11 protein-coding genes and 2 tRNA genes are annotated in these 16646 nt (G+C 69.3%); 7 read left to right on the top strand and 6 right to left on the bottom strand.

What is annotated here, in order from left to right; all coding sequences use genetic code 11:
* On the bottom strand, positions 1-2988 hold the full coding sequence (locus ACIA8G_RS38555) for a BTAD domain-containing putative transcriptional regulator (RefSeq protein ID WP_396423720.1): 2988 nt from the start codon (positions 2986-2988) through the stop codon (positions 1-3).
* A 787-nt stretch (positions 2989-3775) separates the two neighbouring features.
* Here ACIA8G_RS38555 and ACIA8G_RS38550 point away from each other — a divergent pair.
* A complete protein-coding gene (locus tag ACIA8G_RS38550; RefSeq protein WP_396423719.1) occupies positions 3776-4018 on the top strand; it encodes a hypothetical protein in 243 nt (80 codons plus the stop codon).
* A gap of 43 nt (positions 4019-4061) precedes the next feature.
* Positions 4062-6629 carry a BTAD domain-containing putative transcriptional regulator gene (locus ACIA8G_RS38545; RefSeq protein ID WP_396423718.1) on the top strand — a complete coding sequence of 856 codons (2568 nt, stop codon included), beginning with the start codon at positions 4062-4064 and terminating at the stop codon, positions 6627-6629.
* A gap of 239 nt (positions 6630-6868) precedes the next feature.
* On the opposite strand, the gene ACIA8G_RS38540 is transcribed toward ACIA8G_RS38545, so the two are convergent.
* Positions 6869-8614: a proline--tRNA ligase gene (locus ACIA8G_RS38540; RefSeq protein ID WP_396423717.1), complete on the bottom strand. Its 1746-nt coding sequence runs from the start codon at positions 8612-8614 to the stop codon at positions 6869-6871.
* Positions 8615-8769: 155 nt separating this feature from the next.
* Between ACIA8G_RS38540 and ACIA8G_RS38535 the strand changes: the two genes are divergently transcribed.
* Positions 8770-9135 carry a VOC family protein gene (locus ACIA8G_RS38535; protein WP_396423716.1) on the top strand — a complete coding sequence of 122 codons (366 nt, stop codon included), beginning with the start codon at positions 8770-8772 and terminating at the stop codon, positions 9133-9135.
* A gap of 408 nt (positions 9136-9543) precedes the next feature.
* On the opposite strand, the gene ACIA8G_RS38530 is transcribed toward ACIA8G_RS38535, so the two are convergent.
* Positions 9544-10509 (bottom strand): GNAT family N-acetyltransferase, encoded by a 966-nt coding sequence (locus ACIA8G_RS38530; protein ID WP_396423715.1) that lies wholly within the window; start codon positions 10507-10509, stop codon positions 9544-9546.
* Between the two features lie 86 nt (positions 10510-10595).
* Here ACIA8G_RS38530 and ACIA8G_RS38525 point away from each other — a divergent pair, with 86 nt between their 5' ends.
* Positions 10596-11348, top strand: a complete 753-nt coding sequence (locus ACIA8G_RS38525; protein ID WP_396423714.1) for an SAM-dependent methyltransferase — start codon at positions 10596-10598, stop codon at positions 11346-11348.
* Here the strand turns inward: ACIA8G_RS38525 and ACIA8G_RS38520 are convergent.
* The 3 genes from ACIA8G_RS38520 to ACIA8G_RS38510 form a co-directional block, all read right to left on the bottom strand.
* A tRNA-Lys gene (locus ACIA8G_RS38520) sits at positions 11349-11420 on the bottom strand.
* 7 nt (positions 11421-11427) lie between these two features.
* Positions 11428-11500, bottom strand: a tRNA-Gln gene (locus ACIA8G_RS38515).
* A 16-nt stretch (positions 11501-11516) separates the two neighbouring features.
* Positions 11517-12854: a hypothetical protein gene (locus ACIA8G_RS38510; protein ID WP_396423713.1), complete on the bottom strand. Its 1338-nt coding sequence runs from the start codon at positions 12852-12854 to the stop codon at positions 11517-11519.
* Between the two features lie 60 nt (positions 12855-12914).
* Between ACIA8G_RS38510 and yaaA the strand changes: the two genes are divergently transcribed.
* The 3 genes from yaaA to ACIA8G_RS38495 all read left to right on the top strand — a co-directional run bounded on the left by yaaA (position 12915) and on the right by ACIA8G_RS38495 (position 16578).
* A complete protein-coding gene (gene yaaA / locus ACIA8G_RS38505) occupies positions 12915-13643 on the top strand; it encodes a peroxide stress protein YaaA (RefSeq protein WP_396423712.1) in 729 nt (242 codons plus the stop codon).
* 196 nt (positions 13644-13839) lie between these two features.
* Positions 13840-14805: a serine protein kinase RIO gene (locus ACIA8G_RS38500; RefSeq protein WP_396423711.1), complete on the top strand. Its 966-nt coding sequence runs from the start codon at positions 13840-13842 to the stop codon at positions 14803-14805.
* A 234-nt stretch (positions 14806-15039) separates the two neighbouring features.
* Positions 15040-16578: a DEAD/DEAH box helicase gene (locus ACIA8G_RS38495; protein WP_396423710.1), complete on the top strand. Its 1539-nt coding sequence runs from the start codon at positions 15040-15042 to the stop codon at positions 16576-16578.
* The last annotated feature ends 68 nt before the right edge of the window (positions 16579-16646 follow it).

The following is a 16646-nucleotide window of genomic DNA, read 5'->3' as shown; positions in this document are numbered from 1 at the left end:
CTAGCGCGCCCCGCCGTTGGACGGAACAGCGGCGGGCAGCGGGTTCTCCGCCGTGATCTTCTCCAGCACGGCCAGCGCCTTGCTCTCCCACAGCGCGAGCCGCAGCTCCTGGAACGTCATCATCGCCTGCTCCACGATGGCGATCGCGTGGAACGTCTCGCCGCGCTGCGACACCAGCTGCGCCAGGTCGAGCCGGATCCGCGCGGCACCGACCCGGTCGAGGTTCTCCTCGCACAACCGGATCGCGCGCCGCAGCAGCCGGCCGGCCTCGGCGAACATCCGCATCCGGCCGTGGATCAGGCCGAGCGAGTGCAGCGCGTAGCTCTCCCCGACGGTGTCGCCGGACCGTTGCACCATGCCCAGCACGGACGTGATGAGCTGCTGCGCCTGCTCGTAGCGGCCCTGCACCAGCATCGCGCCGCCGAGCCGGTACAGCACCTGTGCCTCGACGCGCGGGCTGGAGATCTCCCGGCACATGCCGAGAGCGCCACGCAGTTGTCCCACCGCGAGTTCGTGCTCACCGCGGTCGAGCGACAGCTGCGCCAGCTGAGACACCACGTACGCCTGGCCGACGACGTCGCCAACACGCTTGAAGCCGACCAGCGACTGCTCGAAGATCCGGGTGGCGAGCTCCGGGCGGCCCTCGTTGTACTCCAGCAGACCGAGATTGCGCCGCACCAGCGCGAGGCCGTGGGCGTCGTCGAGCTCGGTGAAGAGCTCCAGCGCGGGTTCCAGCGCGGCGCGGGCGGACTCCATCCGCCGTTGACTGTGGTGCAACGACCCCAGTGAGCACAGCATGGCCGCGGTGCCGCGCTTGTTACCCGCCTTGCGCACCGCGTCCAGCGCGCGTTCGTGGGTCTGCTGCCAGTCGTCGAGGTAGCTGCGGGTCTCGAACAACGTCACGAGCGTCATCGCGAGGTCCCAGCACAGCTCGTCCAGGCCCGCGTCGGCGGCCTGCAGCACGGCCGCGCAGATGTTCGGCCGCTCGCTTTCCAGCCAGCCCAGCGGGTCGTGCAGCACCTGGTCCAGGTACGGGGCGTGCGGTTGCCAACGTTGACCATTGCCGTGCAGGACCGTGAAATCACCGCCGTACAGGCGTTGGTGGGCCTGCTCCGCCATCGCGAGCCAGCCGCCGGCGACGCGTTCCACCGCGGCCAGCTGGGTGGCCGGGGACTCGTGCACCGCGAGCTGTTCCTTGGCGAACAACCGGATCAGGTCGTGGAACCGGTATCTCGGCAGGCCGGTGATGTCGCTGCCGACCACGTCCAGCAACTGTGCGTCGACGAGGCGTTCCAGCAGGTCGAAGCCGCGGTGGCGTTCGTCGTCGGTGAGCGCGCTCGCCGTCCACACCGGGAGGCTTTCCGCTTCCAGCAACGACATCAGCCGCATCACCCGGCACGTGTCGGGTTCCAGGCCGTCGTAGGTCAGCGACAGGCTGGCGCGTACGACCATGTCGCCGTGCACGAGCTCGTCGAGCCGGTGCCGTTCGTCGGCGAGGCGGCCGACCATCGACGCGAGGGTCCAGTGCGGGCGGGCGGCCAGCCGTGCGCCGATGATGCGCAGCGCCAGTGGGAGCCCTCCCACGACGTCCACCAATGCCGCCGCCGCAACGGGTTCGCTCGCCAGGCGCTCCGTGCCGATGATGCGTCCCAGCAGTTCCAGGGCGTCGTCGGAGTCCATGAAGTCGACGTCGACCAAATGAGACCCGGCGAGGCCGGTCAACCGGGTACGGCTGGTGACGACGACACCGCACGTCGGTGAACCCGGCAACAACTGGTGCACCTGGGACTCGCTGCCCGCGTCATCGAGCACCACCAGCACACGGCGGTTGGCGAGCATGCTGCGGTACATGTCCGCGCGCTCGTCCACACCGTCCGGCAACGTCGACCCGACGGCGCCCAACGCCGACAGGAACCGCCCGAGAACCTCGGCCGGTGTGGCCGACTGGGCCTGGGTGCCGCGGAGGTCGCAGTAGAGCTGGCCGTCCGGGTAGGTCTCCGCGGCGACGCGGTGCGCGACGTGCACCGCGAGAGCGCTCTTACCGATGCCCGCTTTGCCCGAGATGTTCACCACGGGCATGGTCATGTGGTCGCCGGACAGCACCGTCTCGGCACGTGCCACGACGTCCTGGCGGCCGATGAAGTCCGAGATGGTCGCCGGAAGCTGGTGTGGTGACACGACGTTCTGCACGGTGACCGGGACCGACTTCTCCTGGTCGAGGCGCAGCACCTCGTCGTCGGTCAGGATCGCGGTCTCCAGCTTGCGCAGCTGGTCGCTCGGTTCGAGGCCGAGGTGTTCGATGAAGAGGTCGCGGCCGGAGCGGTAGACGTCGAGCGCCTCAGACTGCCGGCCGGAGCGGTACAGCGCGAGCATGAGTTGACCGCGCGGGCGTTCCCGCAACGGGTACTCGGTCACCATGCTCTGCAATTCACCGATGAGCGCGTGATGCCTGCCCAGCAACAACTCGATGTCGATGCAGTTCTCCAGCACCGACAGGCGTTTCTCGTCCAGGCGAAGTGCTTTGTTCTGCAACGTCGCCGCGGCGCCACCGAGTGCGGGTCCGCGCCACAGGCCCAGTGCCCCGCGCAGGATCGCGGACGCCTCTTCCATGCGTCCCTGACGGACGGCGGCGTCGGAGTCGGCCACACGGCGTTCGAAGAGGAAGTTGTCGATCCGGTCGCCGGCGACTCGCAGCAGGTAGCCGGGCTGCCGGGTCTCGATCTGGGCCTCGACGTCGACCCGCGCGAACTCCCGCCGGAGCGCGGACACGCAGATCTGGATCTGCGCCCGTGCGGTCGACGGCGGTGTGTGTTCCCAGACCAGGTCGATCAACTGGTCCATGCTCACGACGCGGTTGGCCTCGAGCAGCAGGGCGCCCAGGATCGTCTGCTGACGTCCCGGGGGTACCTGAACCTGCTCCTCGGCGCCGATTACCTCGATCGGGCCGAGCAGCTTGAAAATCAGCTTCTCATCAGGGGCGGAGCTCATGACCGACGACCCCTCGCGCCTTTACCTCTCGCAAAGCCCCAACACCTCACGCTCCGGACGATTACCGCGACGGACTTTCCGTGACGGAATTGCATTTACGGATGCGGCTTACTCGCGTTAGTGCAATTCGGCCGAAGAAGCGGAAAAAGGCACTCCAGGGCGACACCTCAAGATCGGGTTACAATATGAAAATGTTTCACATCCCGTGTTTGACCTCCCGTTGGCGACAACTGCAGACGGTCACTCGCATGGGTGATGATCTCCGAAGTTAGTCTCGTCGGAGAAAACTGTCAAGATCCTTCTTGTGTATCGGGTAACGATCCACCATAATGCGCCCGATCTCAATAGGCATCTCATTTGGACCTGATCAGATCGGGAACAACGGGGCAGATCAAGTTGTACGTCCGCCCCAGAATTCCGGCTCCGGTGGCCAACTTCACGGCGATCGTACGTCATGCCGCCAAGCAGCCTGAACGCCTCATCGCGACTACTCCGAGCGGCACAAGCCGTTCGTTCGGATCGCTAACCGCACCCAACCATTGCGGTACACCGCACCTAATTCCGCGGATAAGCAACCACCCTGCGTAGTAACACCAGTTTGCTGACCGCACGCTCAGCTATTCCGGTGTCTCAATTGGTCACTTCAGCGCCGCCATCACGGCCGATTGATACGCGGTGGGTACGCGATAGAGCCGCGATGGGCGGCACTTCTAACTTCCTTCTCAGACGCCGCTCGAAGACGTCTCCAGCACAACTCAAGCCTAGGTCCAAGCACGAGGAGGCCGACATGATCCGCAAGATGACCGTTGCCGCTCTGGTTCTCTCCGCAGTCCCCGCGGCCCTGGCACTCTCGCTCTTCTCCGGTACCGCCCAGGCCGACCCCGACACTCCCTGGATCGGGTCGCCCCCGAGCATCGGCGTGACGAGCGACGACACACCGTGGCTCAAGGGCCTCATCCCGTCCGACGGCGACACGCCGTGGCAGCAGCACATCAAGGTGCCCGCGGACGGCGACACCCCCTGGCGCTGATCACTCCGCTTCGTCCGGATGACCACCCAAGGAGGCCAGAACCATGCGATTCCACCTGCTGGGCTCACTCGAAGTCCTCGATGACGACATGCCCGTGCCGCTGGGCGGAGTCAAGCAGCGCGCGGCTCTGGGTTTCCTCCTGCTGCACGCCAACCGAGTGGTGGCGACCAGCAAACTGCTCCAGGCGCTGTGGTCGCGGGACGTCCCGCCCACCGCGCGCAAGATGCTCCAGAACGCGGTCTCCGGACTGCGTGGCGTTCTCACCCCACACGGCAGCGGCCCGGAGGGTTCCGCGCTGCTGCTGACCCACGCGCCGGGGTACCTGCTGCGCGTGGACCCGAACTCCCTCGACCTGTCGCGCTTCCAGCAGCTCACCGAACAGGGCCGGAACGAACTGTCCACCGGCAACTGGCCCGCAGCCGCGAAGGTGCTCCGCAAGGCACTGAGCTTGTGGCGCGGACCGGTGCTCGCGGATCTCGCGGAGACCGGCATCAACTGGCCGGAGCTGACCGCCATCAAGGACTGGCGGCTGGCGACGCAGGAAGACTGCTTCGAGGCGGAGCTCGCCTGCGGCAGGCACTACGAGATCATCGGCGAGCTGGAGTCGTTGATCGAGGTCGAGCCGTATCGCGAACGGCTCAACGGACAGCTGATGCTCGCGCTGTACCGGTGTGGCCGGCAGGTGGACGCGCTGAGCGTCTATCGCCGCACGAGGGCGGCGCTGGTGGAGGAACTCGGCCTGGAGCCGGGCCGTGAGCTCCAGGAACTGGAGCGCGCGATCCTCGACCACGCCCCCGCGCTGGACCTTCCTCCGTCGGTGCAACGCAGGCACCTGCTCGCCGTCGGTCAACCTTCTCCCGTTTCCGCCCCGGTGATCATCACGCCGCCCGCGCCGCGTGCTCCAGAGCCCGCTCTGCCGGCGATGGACGTGGACGTGACGATGGTGGAGCGCAAGCTCGTCAGCGTCGTGATGGTGTCCGCCCAGCTCGGTCTCGCGGCCGGCGACGGCGACCCCGAAGACGTCGACACGGTGCACCAGGAAGTCTCTTCTGTCGTACACGCTGAGGTTTCGCGCCTCGGCGGAGTTGTTGGCGGCAACGTCGGCTCCGTGTTCCTGGCGATGTTCGGTGTGCCGCGGACTTCGGAGGACGACGCTGACCGCGCCGTGCGTTCGGCGTTGGCGATCCGCGACCGTCTTTCTGCTGTCGCGGACGTGCAGATCGGTGTGGCCACCGGCGACGCGCTGGTTCGCCTGCCGTCCGCCGGTGCTCCTACCGCGACCGGCGTGCTGCTCGACCAGTGCCGTCAGCTGATGGCGCTCTCTCCGCTCGGCGCTGTCCGCGCCTGCACGGCGAGCCGTGACGCCAGCACTTCCGTGACGTGGGCGGACGATCCCGCAACCACCGGTGGCTGGCAGGCTGTTTCGTGCGTGTCCCCGCGTGGCGCTACCCGGCGCTCGCAGGCCGCTGTGCCGTTCGTCGAGCGCGAGCGCGAACTGTTCGTGCTGCAAGGGCTTCTCGACGAGGTTCGCACGCGCCGCCGGCCGCACTTCGTGACCGTGCTGGGTGAAGCCGGCGTCGGCAAGACGCGGCTGGTGTGCGAGCTGGCCGGTGCCTGCACCTCGTCGAAGGTCATCGCGTTGCGCGGCACCGCCACGGCTTTCGGCGACGACCACGGCTACGGTCCGCTCTCCGATGTCGTCCGCGGCTTCGCTTCACCCGAGACGCTGCGGGCCGCTATTTCCTCGTTGGTCGGCGTCGGCGAGCTCGCGGACAGGTTGCACGCCAGCCTGGCCGGTCTGGCCGAGCCGCACTCCGCCGTGCCCGCGGACTTCCCGTCGTGGCGCCGTTTCCTCGAGGAGATCGCCGACTCCGGCCCGTTGGTCGTCCTCCTGGAGGACGTGCACTGGGCCAACGACGTGGTGCTCGACTTCGTCGAGGAACTCAGCGAGCACGCCGGTTCCGTACCGCTGCTGGTGATCGCCACGGCCCGTCCCGAACTCCTGCAGCGTCGCCCGTCGTGGTTCGGCGGCAAGCGCAACGCCACGACCATCAGCCTGGAACCGTTGTCCCACAACGGAACTCGCAGCCTGCTGAACTCGCTGCTGGAGACCCGCGAACTGTCCGCCGAACTCTGGCAGGCCCTCGTCGGGTGCGTGGGTGGCAACGCGTTGTTCGCCACCGAGTACGCCCGCATGGTGTCCGACCCACGCATGCCGTGTCTGCAGAACGACGGTGCGCTGCCGGTCCCGCCCTCGGTCCGCAGCGTGATCACCGCTCAGCTGGACTCGCTGCCGTTCGCCGTGAAGGCCGTCCTGCAGGACGCCGCCGTGGTGGGCGACCTCGTCTCCCCCGGCGCCGTCGCCGCGACCGGCCGGCACGAACCCGGCGACGTGGCCAAGGCCCTGGAACTGCTGGAACAACGCGACTTCCTGCGCCGTCAGGGTCGCAACAGCGAGACGGGCGAGATCGAGTACGGCTTCCGGCACGCTCTCGTACGCGATGTCGTGGCTGACCAGTTGCCACGCGCCGTGCGTGCTCTCAAGCAGGAGCGTGCGGTGGCCTGGTTCGAGGCACCGGAGCTGGACCTCACCGACCGCCGCGCGGGCTGACCCCCGCTGCGGAGAAACGCTGAACGCCGGGTAGCGCACCCACCCCCAGCGCGCTACCCGGCGTTCAGTTCGTTCAGTGCCGTGACCGTCGGCCTTTGCCCCGTATTTTCGGTGGTCAGACGGGTGCATCGTGGTGCCGGCCCCGCGTCCTCGTACTGGTTGTACGGGGGCGCGGGGCCGGTGCCGCGAGGCGCCCTGCTGAGCGCCGGAAGACGCGGCAAAGGCTGGCGGTCACGGCACTAGCTCCTGATGAGACCGACCAGGTGGTCGACGACCTCGGCGACCGGCACCTCGACGCGCTCGCCCGACTTGCGGTCCTTCACCTCGACGACGCCGTTGGCCAGGCCACGCCCGACCACCAGGATCGTCGGGATGCCGACGAGCTCGGCGTCCGCGAACTTGACGCCGGGGCTCGCCTTGCGGTCGTCCAGCAGTACCTTCACGCCCTTGGCGTCGAGCTGCTTGGCGAAGTCCTCGCCGGCCGCGACGAGCGTCTCGTCCTTGCCGGCGACGACCACGTGCACGTCGGCGGGCGCGACGTTGCGGGGCCAGATGAGGCCGCGCTCGTCGTAGGACTGCTCGGCGATGGCCGCGACCAGCCGCGACACACCGACGCCGTAGGAGCCCATGGTGATGCGGACGGGCTTCGAGTCGGGGCCGAGCGCGTCCAGCGAGAACGCGTCCGCGTACTTGCGGCCGAGCTGGAAGATGTGGCCGATCTCGATGCCGCGCGCGGCGACCAGCACACCCTTGCCGTCGGGCGACGGGTCGCCCTCGCGGACCTCGGCGACGTCGATGACGCCGTCCGGCGTGAAGTCGCGGCCGGCGACCAGGTCCACCACGTGGTGGTCGGCCTTGTCCGCGCCGGTCACCCACGCCGTGCCGGTGACGACACGGGGGTCGGCGAGGAATCGGATGCCGTTCGCCTGGATCGCGCCCGGCCCGATGTACCCCTTGACCAGGAACGAGTTCTTGGCGAAGTCGGCCTCGTCGACCATCGCGACCTCGGCCGGGCTGAGCGCGGCCTCGAGGCGCTTGAAGTCGACCTCGCGGTCACCGGGGACGGCGACGGCGAGCAGCGTCCAGTCCTTCTGACCCGGCTGCTGCACCTTGACCAGGACGTTCTTCAACGTGTCCGCCGCGGTGAACTTGCGGTCGGTGTTCGCGTTGAGGAAGTCCACCAGCGTCTCGATGGTGGGCGTGTTCGGCGTGTGGTGCACCTGCGCGGCGGGCTTGTCGTCGATCGACTGGGCCGCGGGCGCGGGCGTCGCGACGGCCTCGACGTTCGCCGCGTAGCCGGACTCGGTGCTGCGCACGAACGTGTCCTCACCCGTCTCGGCGACGGCGAGGAACTCCTCGGACGCCGAGCCGCCCATCGCGCCGGACGTGGCGGAGACGATCACGTACTCCAGGCCGAGCCGGTCGAAGATGCGGATGTAGGCGTCGCGGTGGTTCTGGTACGACTCGCTCAGACCCTCGTCGGTGAGGTCGAACGAGTACGAGTCCTTCATCAGGAACTCGCGGCCGCGCAGGATGCCCGCACGGGGACGCGCCTCGTCGCGGTACTTGGTCTGGATCTGGTAGAGCGTGACGGGGTAGTCCTTGTAGGAGCTGTACTCACCCTTCACGGTGAGCGTGAACATCTCCTCGTGCGTGGGGCCGAGCAGGTAGTCGGCACCCTTGCGGTCCTTGAGCCGGAAGAGGTTCGGCCCGTACTCCTCCCACCGGTTGGTGGCCTCGTAGGGCTCCTTGGGCAGCAGGGCGGGGAACTGGATCTCCTGCGCGCCGAAGGAGTCCATCTCCTCGCGGACGACGGCCTCGACGTTGCGCAGCACCCGGAGTCCCAACGGCAGCCAGGAGTATCCGCCCGGCGCGACACGGCGGACGTAGCCGGCGCGCACCAGCAGCTTGTGGCTGGGCACTTCGGCGTCGGCCGGGTCCTCGCGAAGCGTGCGCAGGAACAGCGACGACATCCTGGTGATCACGGTGGGTACTCCTCATTTCACGGCTGTTGGAGCAGCGTACTGGTTGCCCGGCTGACGAATTCGAACTGTCGGCCCGGCAGGCCTGTTTTGGTGGATTTAAGGGGTCTGAGCTGCGTAAACCAAAATTGTCAGACCCCCTGAGTAGCGTCCCTCCCATGTCCATGACCATCGGAATGATCACCATCGACACGGGCGACGCCCGCAAGCTCGCGTCGTTCTGGACGGCCGCGCTGAACACCACCATCCAGGAGGACTGGGGCGAGTTCATCGTCCTCGCCCCGAACAACGAACACGGCCCCGCCATCGGCATCCAGCAGGTGCCGGACGCCACGCCGGGCAAGAACCGCGTCCACTTCGACGCCCACGTCCCCGACCGCGCCGCCGAGGTCGCCCGGCTGGTGTCGCTCGGCGCCACGGAGATCACGGAGCACAACGTCCCCGGCCTGAACTGGACGGTGCTGGCCGACCCGGACGGCAACCAGTTCTGCATCGGGCAGCCGGACGAGCCGGAGTCCCACTAGTCGTGCGCCGGGCCGGGCTGGCGCCTGATCACCGCCATCTCGGCCCACCCGCACCTGACCACCAGGAGCCGCCATCGTCCTTGTACTGCCTGCCGTCGAGCTGGCCAGCATCTCACCGGTCGAGCGCGACAGCCCCGGACCCCCGCAGCCTCACGTCAGGCGCGACCACGTCCGGACCGCGCCCCCGGCAACCACGGGTGACCAAACTCAGGCCGTCGCTTGAGATCGGCTCGCCCTCCCAGCGACACGCCGGCCACCACGGCTCCGCGCCGTCGCTCGAGGGTTGAGCTCAGCTTCCCCGCACGCAAGGCCCAACCCAACGCGGGCCACCGCCGGTCGGCCACGAGCCGAGCCACCCTGCCAGCCACCCCGGCCAGCCGTCCCGGCCTAGCCACCCGTCGGGTCGGCTCAAGCGAGGTCGATCGGCAGCCCGTAGTCGATCCACGTCCGCACCACCGAGAACCCCGCCCGCTCGTAAACCCCGAGCGCGGGAGTCGAGTTGCCCGTGTCCACCGACAACCCGGCACGGTCATACCCCCGCGCACGAGCCTGGCCCAACGTCCAGCTCAACAGCGCCGAGGCCACACCACGGCCGCGGTGCTCAGCGAGGGTGCCGACATCACCGATCCACAGTTCGCGCACGCCGGTCGCCTCTTCGATGGCCGGGTAGTGACGCGACAACACGAAGCTGACCACCGCACCAGACGCGCGCTCCAGCGCGAGAAAGGAGTCATCGGGGACGAACCTCTTGCTGTCCGTGAAGGACGATGCCCACACCTCGGGGCTGCGTGAGATCGGAGCCCAGTGCGCGGCGAAGGCCGCGTTGCACACCAGGCGGGTCTCCTCGTTGCGGGAGGCGGAGAACGGCACGATCTCGTAGCCGGCCGGGATCGGCACCTGGGCGAGTGACTCGCCCAGTGCCACCTCCATCTCGTAGAAGCGGCGGTCGGCGGTGAAGCCGAGCGACTCGACGAGTGCGAGATGGCCCGCGGAGCTGCCGTCGACCATGGCGCTCGTGACGAGCGGCAAGGTCGGGTAGCGCTCCAGGTGCAGCGGGCGCGTCATGGTCACCAGGCGCGACAACAGCTCGCGGCCGATGCCCTGGCGGCGAAACGCCGGGTGCACCACGCCTTCGAGTGCGGCGCGGTGGGTGCCCTGCGGGTCGGGGCGGACGTTGACCAGGCCGTAGGCGGCGAGGGTGTCGCCCGCGAGGACGGCCAGGGATCCGTGCGGCAGGTTCCGCTCGCCGAACGTCTCGGCGAAGTCCTCTTCGGACAGGACTTCACCGGTGTCGTCGACTGCCTCGGCCGCGCCGCACAGCGCGGTCACCGCTGGGATGTCCGCTGTCGTGAGCGGGCGCCACACGAGTTCCACGCCGATTGACGCTACGGGGAGGTGCTGCCACCAACAACTGAATATGGTGTTGCCGGAACAGGCCGCCGACGCCATCCTGCGCAGCGATGACAAATCCAGAGATCACACCGCTGTACGAGGACGTCACGTTCCACGGGCCGTTGTCCGAGGAGCGGGCCGCCCGCCTGATCCGCATGCTCGCCCCGCTCGACGGTGCGCACGTGCTCGATCTCGGGTGCGGCTGGGCCGAGTTCCTGCTGCGGCTGCTCGAGGCCGCGCCCACCGCCACCGCGACGGGCGTCGACCTCAACAAGGTGGACATCGCGCACGGGCAGGCCAACGCCCAGGCACGCGGTTTGGCTGACCGCATCGACCTGCAGGTCGCCGATGTCGGGGCGTGGCAGGCCGGGAAGCCCGCCGACGTCGTGATCGTCAACGGCGCCAGCCAGGTGTGGGGCGGAGATCCGTTGGTGCACACGGAGAACGCGCTCACGGAGGCCAAAAAGCTGCTCAAACCCGGCGGGAAGTTGTTGCTGGGCGAGGGTTTCTGGGAACGCGAGCCGAGCGACGAGCAGCTCGCCGCCATGCCGGTGCCGCGCGATCAGTACCGGTCGCTCGCGGGCCTGGTGGACTTCGCGCTCGCGCACGGGTACCGGTTGCTCGCGGCGGAGCAGGCGAGTCAGGACGAGTGGGACGTGTTCGAGAACAGTCACGGTCTCGCGTGGGAACGCTGGCTGCTGGGCAACCCGGACTCCCCGCACGCCGCGGAGATCAGGGCGAAGGCCGACCGCCAGCGCACCTACCGCTTGCACGGCTGGCGCGGCACGGTCGGCCTCGCGTACCTGATTCTTCAGGCGTAGGGAACACGGCCGGGCTCGAACCGGCGTCCGTCCGGATCAAGAGCCGGAGCTCTACCACTGAGCTACGCGTTCCACGACGTTCGGCGGGCCGGGCTCGAACCGGCGTCCACCCGGTCCCAGAGCCGGGCGCTCTACCACTGAGCTACCACCGAACGTCGTACAGCCTGCTCAGCCGGAGACGTCCTGTCCACCGAATACCGCGGTGTTCAACGGCTTGCCGCTGAACACCCGGGCTCGGCGCAACGTCATGGCCCACAACGGATCGGACACGGCGACGCCGTGCACCAGCTCCGGGGTCGGCCGGAAGCGCGCGATCATGCGGTGCGTGCGCGGTGCCGTCCAGGCGGCGCGTTCCGGGTCGACGCCGTGCTCGTGACACGCGGCTTCGACGTCGGCGCGCGTGCACGTCGCCGTGCCGTCGAGCACCTCCCACGGCAACGGCAGGCGTGCCCACACCGAGGTGTCCGGGTGCAGGCCGCCGCCCGTCTCGCGGTGCCACCAGGCGAGGTCGGCGGCCATCACGCGCATCGCCTTGCCCGGACAGGCGTCGTCCAGCAGCGCCTGCAGGCCGGCCGCGTGCAGGCAGCCGATCCAGGCGGTGCGGGCGGCGTTGTACGCGCCAGCGAAGGCGTTCCAGGTCGACGAGTCGACGCCGGACCGCACGATCATGGTCGCCCGGTCGATGTCGGCCGAGCGCCACAGGCGGGCCAGCGCCGCGGCCGCCGACCTGGTCGCCGCGGACCACCTGCCGAGCAGCTCGCCGAGCTGTTCGGCGGACAGGTGCCGCAGGACGTCCCAGGCCGGGTGGGCCAGCGCGATCATCGCCCAGTCGGTGCGGTCCCCGCGCGCCTTGCAGCGCGCGAACAGGACGTCCGCGACCTGGTCGAACGGGTTCTCCCGGCCCGCGAGCGAGAACTCGCGGCGCAGCTTGCGGCGCGCGGTGTAGTACGCGACGAAGCAGGCGGCGTCGACGTCCGCGCGGAAGCGGTCGCGGTCGATCACGCCCACGAACCCCGCGGACGCGCGCAGCGTGGCGCCGCGCAGTTCCTGCGCGCGCTCCAGACGGCCGGCCTTCGCCGTCAGCCTGCGCAGCATGCGGAAACGGCGGTTGTACTGGCGCTTCGACAGCTCGATGCCGGTGGCGGCACGGGCTTCGCGGTTCAGCCGGTCGGCGAAGAAATCGGTGCGCGACGGGTCCCAGTCGATCTCTGCCCCGGCGAACGACGCGAACTCCAGCACCGACAACGGGTCGTCGGCGTCCACGGCACCCTCCACACCGAACACGCGGCGCGTCGCGGCGATCTGACGCGCGGCGCCGACCGGGCGGGAGTAGTCGTCGCTCATCCCCGAGAAGCCGTGCCAGCGGCTCGCGTGCGCCGCCACGTTGCCGATCACCGCGCGTTCGCGCCGTGTCGGCTGGGGCAGCGTCTCCAGCACGAGGGCGGCCACGTCCTCCGGGCGTGGCCGTGCGTCGAGTGAGCTGTGCAAGCGGTCCAATGCGTCCACGCATTCCAGAGCACCACGCAGGTCCAGCGGTTTTCGGGCGTTGCCCTACGCTTGCGAACCGTGCTGGTGCTGCTTCCCCCGTCGGAGACCAAGGCGATCGGCGGCGAGGGTGCGCCGCTCGATCTCGACGCGCTGTCGTTCCCCGAGCTCAACCCGGTGCGCGACAAGCTGGTGTCGGCGCTGGCCGACCTCGCGAAGGACGTCCCGGCGAGCCTCAAGGCGCTCGACATCTCCGAGCGCCAGGTCGACGAGGTTCATCGCAACGCGGCATTGCGCACGTCCGAGACGACGCCCGCGCTCCGCCGCTACACCGGCGTCCTCTACGACAACCTGGACTTCCCGACGCTGAAGAAGGCCGAGATGCAGCGCGCCTACCAGCGGCTCGCCGTCGCGTCGGCGCTGTTCGGGGTGATCCGCGGCGGCGATCCGGTGCCCGCGTACCGGCTTTCGGGCGGCAGCGTCCTCCCGTCGCACGGCAGCCTCCGCACGCTGTGGAAGCCGGCGCTGGAGCCGGTGCTCGGGGAGGCCGACGAGTTCGTCGTGGACATGCGGTCCGGTGCCTACTCGAGCCTCGCGAAGATCCCGCACGCCGTCGTCGTCCGGGTGATCACCAGCGAGGGCAAGGTCGTGAGCCACTTCAACAAGGCGCACAAGGGCCTGCTCGCCCGCGCCATCGCCGCCAGCAGCGCCGAGCCGAGTGACCTGAAAGGCCTGGTCAAGCTCGCGCAGAAGGCCGGGATGCGGCTCGTGCCGACCGGCGAGAAGACCGCGGACCTGATCACCGATTAATTCGGTTGCGAGCCCTGAACCCGGCAGGGCACTCTTCTCCCCGAAGCGTTGGAAGAGGAATGAGGAGGTGCGTCGTGTCAGAGCCTGTCGCGGACGTGGCACCGACCCGTCCTTCCGCCCTTCGCGCCTGATCAGCATCGTTTGATCGCAGAGCGCCAGTGGGGCGGTCCCCTCCGTCCTCTTGGGAGACCCCACCGTGCGCGAGCACGATCTTTACGCACGCTACGAATCTGCTTTCGATGGCGCCGACGACATCGTGCGGCGCAACAGAAAGCGCACCAAACATGCCGACGACGCGGAACCCACGCGTCGCGGCCGCATGACAGAAGAAGAGAAGCTGCGGGTCGCTCGACTGCGCGAGGACCAGCTCAGCGCGGCGGACACCCCCGAGGACGGCGACCGCTGGTCCACGTGGGGCGATGCCGACCAGGGGCCCAAACCGCATCCGGGCTGGCTCGTCACCGAGCTGGCCGCGGTGGACCGCGAGCTGGGCATCGTGAAGACCGGCAAGGAGGCGGACGTCTTCCTGCTGGAACGTGCGATGGGCGAGAAGGCCTGCCTGCTCGCCGCCAAGCGCTACCGCAGCAACGACCACCGGATGTTCCACCGCGACGCGGGATATCTGGAAGGCCGTCGGATGAAGAAGTCCCGTGAGACGCGGGCGATCGCGAACCGCACCGCGTTCGGGCGCAACCTGATCGCGGAACAGTGGACGGTCGCGGAGTTCGCCGCGCTCTCCCAGCTGTGGCAGATCGGCGCACCCGTGCCGTATCCGGTGCAGCGCAGCGGTACCGAGCTGCTGCTGGAGTTCATCGGTGACGAAGAAGGCAACGCGGCACCACGGCTCGCACAGACCCGTCCGGACGAGGACGAGCTGCTCGACCTGTGGCGTCAGCTGGTCAGCACGTTGATGCTGCTCGCGGAGGCGGGCCTCGTCCACGGCGACCTGTCCGCGTACAACCTGATGGTCCACGACGGCAGGCTGGTCATGATCGACCTGCCGCAGGTGGTCGATCTCGTCGCGAACCCCCGTGGGCGGGAGTTCCTCGACCGCGACGTCCGCAACGTCAGCGGCTGGTTCGCCTCGCGCGGCCTGCCGCCGGAGATCGCAGACCCGTCCGCGCTGGTAGCAACGCTGCTGGACGTGGCAGGTATGGGGTGAGTCACGTTGCGCGTCCGGCCGTGTCCAACGACACTGCCGGGCGCGCAGGACGTGACCATTGATCAGCTAGACTGTGCTGTACACCGATGAAGGCTTGACGGCCGTTGACCGGTGTTTCCACCCACTCATCAGCGGCGTGACCATCACGCCGGGCCCGTCCTTGTGATCGGCACCGCGGTAGCGCGCGGGGCAGCCTCGAGACGTGCCATGTCCCGGAGGTTTGTTTTGCCATCAATGTCCGAAGGCCGTTCCGAGCACGCACAAAGCCGCAGGTCACCGCGGCGCCGCTCGGGCCGCCAGGGCAATTCCTCGCGTCCGCAGCAGCGGGTCGAGGAACCGATCGTCGCCGAGCCGTTCGAGAGCACGTTGCCGGAAGGCCCGCTGCCCTCGTTCTCCGAGCTCGGCCTGAGCGACCCGATGATCCGCTCGCTCGCCGCGAACGAGATCACCGAACCGTTCCCCATCCAGGCCGCCACCCTGCCCGACTCGCTGGCCGGCCGTGACATCCTCGGCCGCGGCCAGACGGGCTCCGGCAAGACGCTGGCGTTCGGTCTCGCCATGCTGACCCGCCTCGCGGGCGGCCGCTCCATGCCGCACAAGCCGCGTGGCCTGATCCTCGTCCCGACCCGTGAGCTCGCGATGCAGGTGGAGACGGCGCTCATGCCGCACGCCCGCGCCCTGGGCCTGTGGTGCCGCGTGGTCGTCGGCGGCACGTCGTTCCCGCGCCAGATCGAACACCTGCGCCGCGGCGTCGACCTGCTGATCGCCACGCCGGGCCGTCTGTCGGACCACGTCCGCCAGGGCACCTGCGACCTCGGCTCGGTCGAGATCACCGCGCTGGACGAGGCCGACCAGATGGCCGACATGGGCTTCATGCCCCAGGTCCGCGCGATCCTGGACCTGACCCCGCAGGACGGTCAGCGCCTGCTGTTCTCCGCGACGCTCGACGGCGACGTGGACAAGCTGGTGCGCCAGTACCTGCACAACCCGGTGACGCACTCGGTGGCCCCGGCCACGGCGAGCGTCACGACGATGGAGCACCACCTGCTGTTCGTGTCCGCTGAGGACAAGCAGAACGTGGTGACCGAGGTGGCCGCGCGCGAGGGCCGCACGATCATGTTCGTGCGCACCAAGCACCACGTCGACCGCCTGGCCAAGAAGCTCCGCTCGGTCGGCGTCCACGCCGGCGCCCTGCACGGTGGCAAGGCGCAGAGCGCCCGCACCCGCGTGCTCGGCGAGTTCCGCGAGGGCACCACTCCGGTCCTGATCGCGACCGACGTGGCCGCCCGCGGCATCCACGTGGACGACGTCTCGCTGGTCGTCCACGTCGACCCGCCGGCCGACCCGAAGGACTACCTGCACCGCGCCGGGCGCACCGCCCGCGCCGGTCAGTCCGGCACGGTCGTCACCCTGGTGACGCACGACCAGCGCCGCGCAGTCCAGGGCATGGCGACCCGCGCCGGCATTCGTCCCGAGAGCACGAAGGTGCGCCCCGGTGACGACGACCTCGTCCGCATCACGGGTGCCCGCACCCCGAGCGGCGAGCCGATCGTGGAACGCGAGAAGCCGGCCCGCCGCAGCGGCGGCGGTGGCGGCGCGCGCCGCTTCGGCGCCCCGTCGGCCGGTCGCGGTGAGTACCGCGGCGGCTCGGGCCGCAGGTCCGAGGGCGGCGAGCACCGCGCCGGTCCGCGTCGGTCGGACCGCAGCGAGGGTGGCCGGACCTTCGGCCGCACCGCCGGCACCGGTCGTCCGCGCCGGACGCCGCAGCACTGACCCAGCGCTGATCCAGCACTGACGCTGAAGGCCGTCTCCCCCACGTCGGGGGAGGCGGCCTTCGTCGT

Origin of the sequence: Lentzea sp. NPDC051213, from assembly GCF_044455585.1 — a bacterium.
In the GTDB taxonomy this organism is placed as follows: domain Bacteria; phylum Actinomycetota; class Actinomycetes; order Mycobacteriales; family Pseudonocardiaceae; genus Lentzea.
The sequence above is the reverse complement of the archived record's forward strand: the minus strand, read 5'-3'. Positions and strand labels throughout refer to the sequence as shown.